Source organism: Aquibium sp. A9E412 (assembly GCF_030398335.1).
Lineage (GTDB): Bacteria > Pseudomonadota > Alphaproteobacteria > Rhizobiales > Rhizobiaceae > A9E412.
In genome coordinates this window covers 1-7,625 of sequence record NZ_JAOAOP010000103.1, presented here as the reverse complement: position 1 = coordinate 7,625, position 7,625 = coordinate 1, and the positions used below count along the sequence as shown (strand labels likewise).

The 7,625-nt window shown below is 72.4% G+C and carries 10 protein-coding genes; 5 read left to right on the top strand and 5 right to left on the bottom strand.

What is annotated here, in order from left to right; all coding sequences use genetic code 11:
• On the top strand, positions 1 to 563 hold a 563-nt coding region (locus N1F89_RS19880), incomplete at its 5' end, for a TCP-1/cpn60 chaperonin family protein (protein WP_290086192.1).
• 76 nt (positions 564 to 639) lie between these two features.
• On the opposite strand, the gene N1F89_RS19875 is transcribed toward N1F89_RS19880, so the two are convergent.
• Entirely contained in the window at positions 640 to 1,650 is a 1,011-nt protein-coding gene (locus tag N1F89_RS19875; protein WP_290086191.1) for a DUF2125 domain-containing protein, read from the bottom strand.
• 179 nt (positions 1,651 to 1,829) lie between these two features.
• Here N1F89_RS19875 and N1F89_RS19870 point away from each other — a divergent pair, with 179 nt between their 5' ends.
• Complete coding sequence (locus N1F89_RS19870; RefSeq protein WP_290086190.1) at positions 1,830 to 2,369, top strand: gamma-glutamylcyclotransferase; 540 nt, start codon at positions 1,830 to 1,832, stop codon at positions 2,367 to 2,369.
• Positions 2,370 to 2,382: 13 nt separating this feature from the next.
• Here N1F89_RS19870 and N1F89_RS19865 read toward each other — a convergent pair whose 3' ends face one another.
• From N1F89_RS19865 to ftsE, 4 genes are all read right to left on the bottom strand, one after another.
• The gene (locus N1F89_RS19865; protein ID WP_290086189.1) at positions 2,383 to 3,189 is read right to left on the bottom strand and encodes a 1-acyl-sn-glycerol-3-phosphate acyltransferase; all 807 of its coding nucleotides are present in this window, start codon (positions 3,187 to 3,189) and stop codon (positions 2,383 to 2,385) included.
• 72 nt (positions 3,190 to 3,261) lie between these two features.
• Positions 3,262 to 3,891, bottom strand: coding sequence for a YdcF family protein (locus N1F89_RS19860; RefSeq protein WP_290086193.1), 630 nt, complete (start codon positions 3,889 to 3,891; stop codon positions 3,262 to 3,264).
• A 183-nt stretch (positions 3,892 to 4,074) separates the two neighbouring features.
• Positions 4,075 to 5,070, bottom strand: coding sequence for an ABC transporter permease (locus tag N1F89_RS19855; RefSeq protein WP_290086188.1), 996 nt, complete (start codon positions 5,068 to 5,070; stop codon positions 4,075 to 4,077).
• Positions 5,063 to 5,722, bottom strand: a complete 660-nt coding sequence (gene ftsE / locus N1F89_RS19850) for a cell division ATP-binding protein FtsE (protein WP_290086187.1) — start codon at positions 5,720 to 5,722, stop codon at positions 5,063 to 5,065. Before ftsE ends, N1F89_RS19855 begins: the two co-directional genes overlap by 8 nt.
• 175 nt (positions 5,723 to 5,897) lie before the next feature.
• On the opposite strand from ftsE, the gene N1F89_RS19845 reads away from it, so the two are divergent.
• From N1F89_RS19845 to N1F89_RS19835, 3 genes are read left to right on the top strand one after another with little or no spacing between them, the layout of a single operon-like run.
• The gene (locus N1F89_RS19845; protein WP_290086186.1) at positions 5,898 to 6,554 is read left to right on the top strand and encodes a hypothetical protein; all 657 of its coding nucleotides are present in this window, start codon (positions 5,898 to 5,900) and stop codon (positions 6,552 to 6,554) included.
• Positions 6,554 to 7,096 carry a hypoxanthine phosphoribosyltransferase gene (hpt, locus tag N1F89_RS19840; protein ID WP_290086185.1) on the top strand — a complete coding sequence of 181 codons (543 nt, stop codon included), beginning with the start codon at positions 6,554 to 6,556 and terminating at the stop codon, positions 7,094 to 7,096. Before N1F89_RS19845 ends, hpt begins: the two co-directional genes overlap by 1 nt.
• A 33-nt stretch (positions 7,097 to 7,129) precedes the next feature.
• The gene (locus tag N1F89_RS19835; protein ID WP_290086184.1) at positions 7,130 to 7,495 is read left to right on the top strand and encodes a response regulator; all 366 of its coding nucleotides are present in this window, start codon (positions 7,130 to 7,132) and stop codon (positions 7,493 to 7,495) included.
• Positions 7,496 to 7,625 lie beyond the last annotated feature (130 nt).

Sequence of the window (7,625 nt, the reverse complement as noted above, 5' to 3'; positions counted from 1 at the left end):
AGACGACCTCCGACTACGACCGCGAGAAGCTGCAGGAGCGGCTGGCCAAGCTGGCCGGCGGCGTCGCGGTGATCCGCGTCGGCGGCGCCACCGAGATCGAGGTGAAGGAGCGCAAGGACCGCGTCGACGACGCGCTGCACGCCACCCGCGCAGCGGTCGAGGAGGGCATCCTGCCCGGCGGCGGCACCGCGCTGCTGCGTGCGGCGGCCGCGCTCGACGGGCTGAAGGGTGCCAATGCCGACCAGCAGGTGGGCATCGACATCATCCGCCGCGCCATCGAGGCGCCGGTGCGCCAGATCGCCGAGAACGCCGGTGCCGAGGGCTCGATCGTGGTCGGCAAGCTGCGCGAGAACGCCACCTTCGGGCATGGCTGGAACGCCCAGACGGGCGAGTATGGCGACCTGTTCAAGATGGGCGTCATCGACCCGGCCAAGGTGGTGCGCACCGCGCTGGAGGACGCCGCGTCGGTCGCCGGCCTGCTGGTCACCACCGAGGCGATGGTCGCCGAGAAGCCGAAGAAGGAGCAGGCCGCGCCGGCGATGCCGGGCGGCATGGACTTCTGAGGTCCGCCGCAGTCTCGAACGGAAAGGGCGGCCCCGTGCCGCCCTTTTGCTTTGCCGGACCGCCGCGCCCGAGCGCTCAAAGCGGCGGGATGCGGCCGACGGTGAAGAACCCGACGATGACCTCGCCGCGCGCGATCCGCACCGGGATGCGCGGCGTCTCGCCCAGCGCCGCGATGCCCGACAGGGCGGTCTCGATCGCCTGGCGCTGCGCCGGCAGGGCGCGCGCCAGCAGCGCGGCCAGCGCCTGCGGGTTGTCGACGGTGACGCTGAGCTCGGCGTCGAGCAGCCCCTCGGGCGACAGCGACACCGGCCCCGACAGCGTCAGCCCCGTCGCCGCGGCGTCGCCTGCGCCCGCGTCGGCCGTGCGCACCGTCAGCGCCTCGATGACGGCCGAACGGCCGCGCAGGCTTCCCGGCAGGCCGCCGGCCAGGGCGGCGGCATCGGCCGCCCCGTCGGCCACCCGCAGCGTCGCCGTGGCGTCGAGCGGCGGCAGCGCGGCATCGAGCACGCCGCCGGCGAGCGCCAGCCCGTCGAGCCGCACGGCAAGGTCGAGATCGGCGCCGGCCGGCCGCGCATGCAGCTCGCCGCCCGCCGCGCCGGCAAGCCGCGCGCCGTCGCCGGCCGTCGCGACCGTCAGCGCGCTGCCGGCCAGCGAGAGGCGTTCGGGCAGCGGCCGCGCCAGCCGGGCGCTGGCGCGCAGGCTCTGCCAGCCGACGGCGAGCGGCGGCAGGCCGGGCAGCGCCAGTCGCGCCGGCCCGTCGAGCTCGGCGACCACCCGCGTGGGCTGGTAGATCTGCGCGGCCGTGCGCAGCGCGCCGGCCTCCGCCGCCACCGCGCGTGCCGGGTTTTCGTAGGAGACGCCGTCGCAGAATACGCCGATGCGGAAGGGGAAGCCGCGCACCTGCGCATCGCGGCACGCCGCCCGGGCATCGCCGCCGAGATCGGCCAGCGCCGCCTCGACGGTGCGTTCGAGCCGCCCGGCAACGTAGTACCAGCCGGCGGTGAAGACGAGCACGGCGACCAGCACCGCGCCGGTCAGTCCCACGATGCGCCGGCTGTAGCGCGAGCCCCGTCGGCTTGACGTCATCGCACGCCTCTGCTTGAAGCTCGGAGCCTCGCGGACGAAATCGGCAGCATGAGCGAACTCGCTGTTTTCGCGTGATCTTTTCCGGCAGGCGACACGCGTCCTGCCGGGCGCCCGGCGCCGCGGCGCCGATCCGAACAGGCCGCCGCGGCCGCGGCGCCGACCCGAACAGGCATGGCGATATGGACGATTTTTGGGTCTTTGGCTACGGATCGCTGATGTGGCGGCCGGGCTTCGCCCACACCGAGACCCGCAAGGCGCGGCTGCACGGCTTCCGCCGCGCGCTGTGCGTCCACTCGCACGTCCACCGCGGCACGCCGGAGCGGCCGGGCCTGGTGCTCGGGCTCGACCGCGGCGGCTCCTGCCTCGGCCTCGCCTTCCGCGTGCCGGGCGGGCTGCGCGAGGAGGCGCTCGCCTATCTGCGCGCCCGCGAATTGGTGACCAACGTCTACCGCGAGCGCAGCCTGACGCTGCGCCTGGAGGACGGCGCCATGGTGGCGGCGGTCGGCTACGTCGTCGACCGGGCGCACGACCAGTATGCCGGCCGGCTCGACGTCGAGCAGGCGGTCGGCCGCGTCAGCGGCGCCGTCGGCCAGTCGGGTCCGAACGAGGAGTACGTGGTCAACACGGTGGCACATCTGCGCGCGCTCGGCATCCGCGATCCCTGGCTCGAGGCGGTCGCCGCGCGCATCGCGCCTGGCCCCGGCGCCGCCCCCGGCTGACGCCCGTGCGGCCTCAGGCCGCGGCCGCCTTGTCCGGCACGGCGACGCCGAGCTCGGCGAGCCGCCGCCGCGCGGTCGGCGGCAGCGGCGGCGGGTTGGGCGAGCGCGCGGCGGCGACCAGCAGCGCGTCGCAGGCCGCCTCGGTCTCCGAGATCAGCCGCGTCTGGAACGTCTCGCGGTCGAGCCCCGGCTCGATGGCCGGCAGGAAGCGGGCGTGGATCGTGCCGGGAAAGCGCAGGAAGCGCCGCCGCGGCCAGTACAGACCGGCGGCATGCGCCACCGGCACGACCGGCACGCCGAGCTGCATGTAGAGCTCGACGATGCCGTACTTGTAGGCCGGCTCGGCGCCGGGCGGCCGCCGCGTCCCCTCGGGATAGATGATGAGCTGGCGATTGTCGCGCATGCGCTCGCGCGCCACCGCCACCGCCTTTCTCAGCGCCTTGGAGCGGCTGCCGCGGTCGATCGGGATCATCCGCATCTTGGCGACGTACCAGCCGAACACCGGGATCCACATCAGCTCGCGCTTGAGGATGTAGAGCGCGTCGGGGATGCTCGGCAGGAAGGCGATGGCGTCCCAGAATGACTGGTGCTTGGGCGCGATGATGCACGGCCCGTCGGGCAGGTTCTCCAGTCCCGTGATCTCGCTGCGCGTGCCGGCCACCACCTTCTGCAGCCACAGGCTGGAGGCCGCCCACACCTTGGGCACGAACCACGCCTTCTTGCGCGGCAGCACGAAGTAGAGCGGCGTCCAGACGATCATCTGGGCGATCAGGTTGACATAGAACAGCACGTTGAAGGCGAAGGAGCGGACGGCGAGCATGGGCGCGGCCTTGCGAGACGGAACGGCCCGTTGGTTACACCAGGCCGCCGAAAAGGCAAACCGTCCGGCGCCTCACTCGGCCGCCGGCTCGGCCGCGCGCACCACCGTCACCGCCCCCGGCGGCGCATCGGCGGCGAAGACGCCGCGCGCCAGCGCGGCGAGAAACTTGGCGTATTCGACGAACATCACGCGCACCGCGTCGGGCTTGGCCAGCCAGGCGCCGTTGTCGAGCCGCCGGTTGACCACCGGATAGGGCTGCAGCTCGGCGCTCGGCAGGTAGCGCCGCATCTCCATCAGGCTGCGCGGCATGTGGTAGTTGTTGGTCACCAGGATGACGCTGCCGAAGGCGTTGGCGCTCACCCACTTGGCGCTCTCGGTGGCGTTGCCCACCGTGTCGGTGGCGGCGTGGTCGATGTCGACGCAGCAGGCGAACAGGCCGGCGTCGCCGCCGGTCGCCCGCCGCAGGTCGTCGGCCCCGGCGATCGGGTTGACGCCGCTGATGAGCAGCCGCCGCCCCTTGCCGTCGCGCAGCAGGTCGACCGCCACGTCGAGCCGCGAATGGCCGCCGGTCAAGACGATGATGGCGTCGGCCTGGCGCAGCTCCGCGGGCGCGGCCAGCCGGCTCACATGCCCGGCGAACAGGGCGAATCCCGACAGGAACAGCGATGCCGCCGCCAGCGCGGCAGCCAGCGGCAGGCGCAGCCGGTTGAAGATGCCGGCGCTGCGCGGCCCGTCCTGGCCCGGCCGCAAAGGCGAGTCCACCTGCCTCGAATACGCCCTCATGACTCTGCCGTTAGTGCCCAAATGCGGCGATGTCTCGTCGACGCAGCGCCGCTTCGACACAATAGGTTACAGCAAAACGCGATTCGTGAAGACACGCGCGGCTCAGATGTCGTCCGCCTGGCGCATGTCGAGGTCGCGCAGATGGGCGAGCACGGTCAGATGCGAGGTCGCCGCCGTCAGCGCGGCGATCACCAGCACCACCATCAGCACCCCGACATAGCCGGCCGCGCCGATCGCGAAGTTGCCGAACAGCGCCGTCGCCTGGTCGGCTTCCGGCGTCGCCAGGTTGCGCGACGACCACCAGGAGAAGGCGACGAACACGATCACCGCGCCGGCGCCGCCGGCCGCCCCGCCCTTCATGCCGGCGAGCAGGAAGTGGCGGCGGAACTGGGCGGCGATGAAGCGCGCCTCCGCGCCGATGAAGTGCAGCACCTCGATCACATGGCCGTTGCCGGCCATCGCGCCGCGGGTGGCGAAGATCACCGTCAGCGCCGTGGCCGACAGCATCAGCGCCAGCACCGCGACGCCGAAGGTGACGGTGGTGCGCGCCATGGCCACCAGCCGGTCGACCCAGGTGCGGTGGTCGTCGAGGCTGGCGTTGGGCACCGCCGCCTCGATCTGCGCGCGCATCGTGGCGAAGTCCGGCGGCGCCTGGGGATCGATGGTCACGATGACCAGCCGCGGCACCGGCAGCTCGTCGAGGTCGAAGCCGCTGCCGAGCCACGGCTCGAGCAGCCGCGCCGTCGCCGCGCGGTCGACGATCGTCACGTTGCGCACGCCGGAAAAGCCGGCGGCGATGCGCTGCGCGTCGGCGAGCGCGCCGTCCATGTCGAAGCCGTCGCCCGGCTTGATCTGGATCGTCGCCTCGCGCGCGATCTGCGTCTGCCAGGTCGTCGCCGTGTCGCGCACCAGCGTGACGGCGCCGAGCGTCAGGCAGGACAGGAACGTCATGATGGCGATGACCAGGATCATCGTGCGCGCGGCGATGCTGCCGGGCGGCACGATCGGCGCCGGCCGCCGGCGCTGGCCGGCCCGGCCGCGCAGGGCCGTCACCGGCCCGGGCTTGGGGCGCGCGGTGGCGGGCGCGGCCTCAGTCATAGACCTCGAGCCTCCCCTCGTTGAGGATCATGCGGCGCGCGTCGACCTGCTCCATCAGGCCGACGTCGTGCGTGGCGATCACCACCGCTGTGCCCAGCCGGTTGAGCTCGATGAACAGGCGCAGCAGCCGGCGCGCCAGCGGTGGGTCGACATTGCCCGTCGGCTCGTCGGCGAGCAGGATCTGCGGCTGCTCGATCAGCGCCCGGGCGATCGCCACGCGCTGCTTCTCGCCGCCCGACAGCACCGGCGGCAGCACGTGCATGCGGTCGCCGAGGCCGACCCACTTGAGCAGCTCCGTCACGTCGTCGCGGTAGCTCGCCTCCTCGCGGCCGCGCACCCGGAGCGGCAGCGCCACGTTCTCGTAGGTCGTCATGTGGTCGAGCAGGCGGAAGTCCTGGAACACCACGCCGATGCGCCGGCGCAGCACCGGCAGCTCGCGCCGGGTGATGCTGGCGCGGTCCTTGCCGAACACGGTGATCAGCCCGCGCGTCGGCCTGAGCGACAGGAACAGGAGGCGCAGCAGCGTCGTCTTGCCGGCGCCCGACGGACCGCTGAGGAACTGGAAGGAGCGCGCCGGCAGGTGGAACGAGATGTCGCGCAGGACCTCCGGCCCCATCCCGTAGCGCAGTCCCACATTCTCGAAGCGTATCACGTCGGAAATAAACCTGCCTGAGTGCGGCTGTGCGGCCCGCGGCGGGCGGTGCGATCCTGCGGCCATCGTGGTTAACCGTTCGTCAAGACCGGCGCCCCGGCCGCCGCCGGTGGCGAAGCCTTAACCATTTTGCCTTAGCCCGAAAAGGCGAACGGCGAAAGGAACCGCCCGGCCGATGAGCGACAGCCGCGACACACGACCGGTTTCCGGCGAAATCATGACCGGCGGCGCGGCCGGGACCGCGCGCGCGGCGCAAGACCGCGCCGACGTGGTCGACGCCGAATACGAGACGCTGGCCCCCGGCTCGCCCGACCGCCCCGCAGCACCGGTCCACGCATCCGCAGCCGGCCCGGCCGCGCCGCCGCGCGGCCTGGAGACGCTGCGCCGCGACCGCGGCGGCAGTGCTGCCGGCGCGCCGCCGGAACGGCGCGGCCGGCGCGGCGGTCCCGCCTTCTGGGCCGCCGGCCTGTCGGCGGTGGCGATCGCCTTCTGGATGTCGGGCGGCCACGCGCTGGTCGGCCCGGCGGTCGAGCGCGCCGCACCGGCGCGCGGCCTTGCCATCGCCGAGCTTGAGACGCGCGTCGAACGCCACGCCGGGCGCGCGCTGCTGCTGGTCGACGGTGCGGCGGTCAACGAGGGCGGCAGCGCCCGCGCCCTGCCCGACCTGTCGATCGAGGTGCTCGGCCATGACGGCCGCACGACGCGCTATTTCCTGGGGACAAACGGCCACCGCCTGGCGCCGGGCGGCCGCTTCCCCTTTTCCAGCCGCTTGCAAGTCGCCGGCGAGGGTGTGAAATCGGTCTCGGTCAGTTTTGCGAAAAAGGGGCGGTGATGCCGGTTGTGCGCGGCAAGCAGATCGAAGTTCTCTACTCCGCCTCGGCGATCGCCCAGCGCAATCTCGAGCTCGCCAAGGAGATCGCCGCGCGCGACTATCACGACCTGCTGGTGATCTCGGTCCTCAAGGGCTCCTTCATCTTCGCCGCCGACCTGATCCGCGCCATGCACGACGCGGGCATTTCGCCGGAGGTCGAGTTCATCATGATCTCGAGCTACGGCGCCGGCCAGACGAGCGGCGAGATCCGCGTGCTGCGCGACATCGACAACGCCGTCGCCGGGCGCGATCTGATCCTGATCGACGACATCCTTGAATCCGGCAAGACGCTGAAATACACGCGCGACCTGATGCTGTCGCGCGGCGCGCGCTCGGTGTCGGTGGTCGTGCTGCTCGACAAGCACAGCCGCCGGCAGGCCGCCGTCGAGGCCGATTTCGTCGGCTTCGAGTGCCCCGACCACTTCGTGGTCGGCTACGGCATGGACGTCGCCCACGCCTTCCGCGAGCTGCCCTTCGTCGGCATCGTCACGGGCGACGCCTGACGGGCGGGCGCCGGCAACGAAGACGGATCGCACATGGCCAGACTGCTGATCGTTGAGGACGACGATTCGGTGCGCGCCTTCACCGCCCGCGCGCTCGCCGCCAGCGGCCACGACGTCGACCAGGCGGCCGACGGCGGCGAGGCGATGGAGCGCATCGAGACGGCGGCCGGCGGCTACGACCTGGTCCTGTCCGACATCCGCATGCCGGTGATGGACGGCATCGAGATGGCGCGCGCGGCGCGACGCGCGTTTCCCGGCCTGCGCATCCTGCTGATGACCGGCTATGCCGAGCAGCGCGAGCGCGCCGCGGAGCTCGAGGGCGCCATCGTCGGCGTCGTCAACAAGCCCTTCACCCTGGCCGAGATCCGCCAGCGCGTCGACGCGGCGCTGGCGGGCTGAAGACCGGTCGCGCGGCTTGCGGGGCGCGATGTGGCCTATAGCGTTTCCAGGCGAAGTGGAAACCGGTTCGCCGTTCGGAAACGCGTGAAAACAATGCGTTAGAGCCGATCTGCGATTCCGTGAAACGCAG

Excerpts from the sequence above, each read along its gene's own strand:
- N1F89_RS19875 (WP_290086191.1), bottom strand. The coding sequence starts at position 1,650 with ATGACGTCAAGCCGACGGGGCTCGCGCTACAGCCGGCGCATCGTGGGA.
- N1F89_RS19845 (WP_290086186.1), top strand. The coding sequence starts at position 5,898 with ATGAGCGACAGCCGCGACACACGACCGGTTTCCGGCGAAATCATGACC.
- N1F89_RS19835 (WP_290086184.1), top strand. The coding sequence starts at position 7,130 with ATGGCCAGACTGCTGATCGTTGAGGACGACGATTCGGTGCGCGCCTTC.
- N1F89_RS19865 (WP_290086189.1), bottom strand. The coding sequence starts at position 3,189 with ATGCTCGCCGTCCGCTCCTTCGCCTTCAACGTGCTGTTCTATGTCAAC.
- N1F89_RS19870 (WP_290086190.1), top strand. The coding sequence starts at position 1,830 with ATGGACGATTTTTGGGTCTTTGGCTACGGATCGCTGATGTGGCGGCCG.
- N1F89_RS19855 (WP_290086188.1), bottom strand. The coding sequence starts at position 5,070 with ATGACTGAGGCCGCGCCCGCCACCGCGCGCCCCAAGCCCGGGCCGGTG.
- hpt (WP_290086185.1), top strand. The coding sequence starts at position 6,554 with ATGCCGGTTGTGCGCGGCAAGCAGATCGAAGTTCTCTACTCCGCCTCG.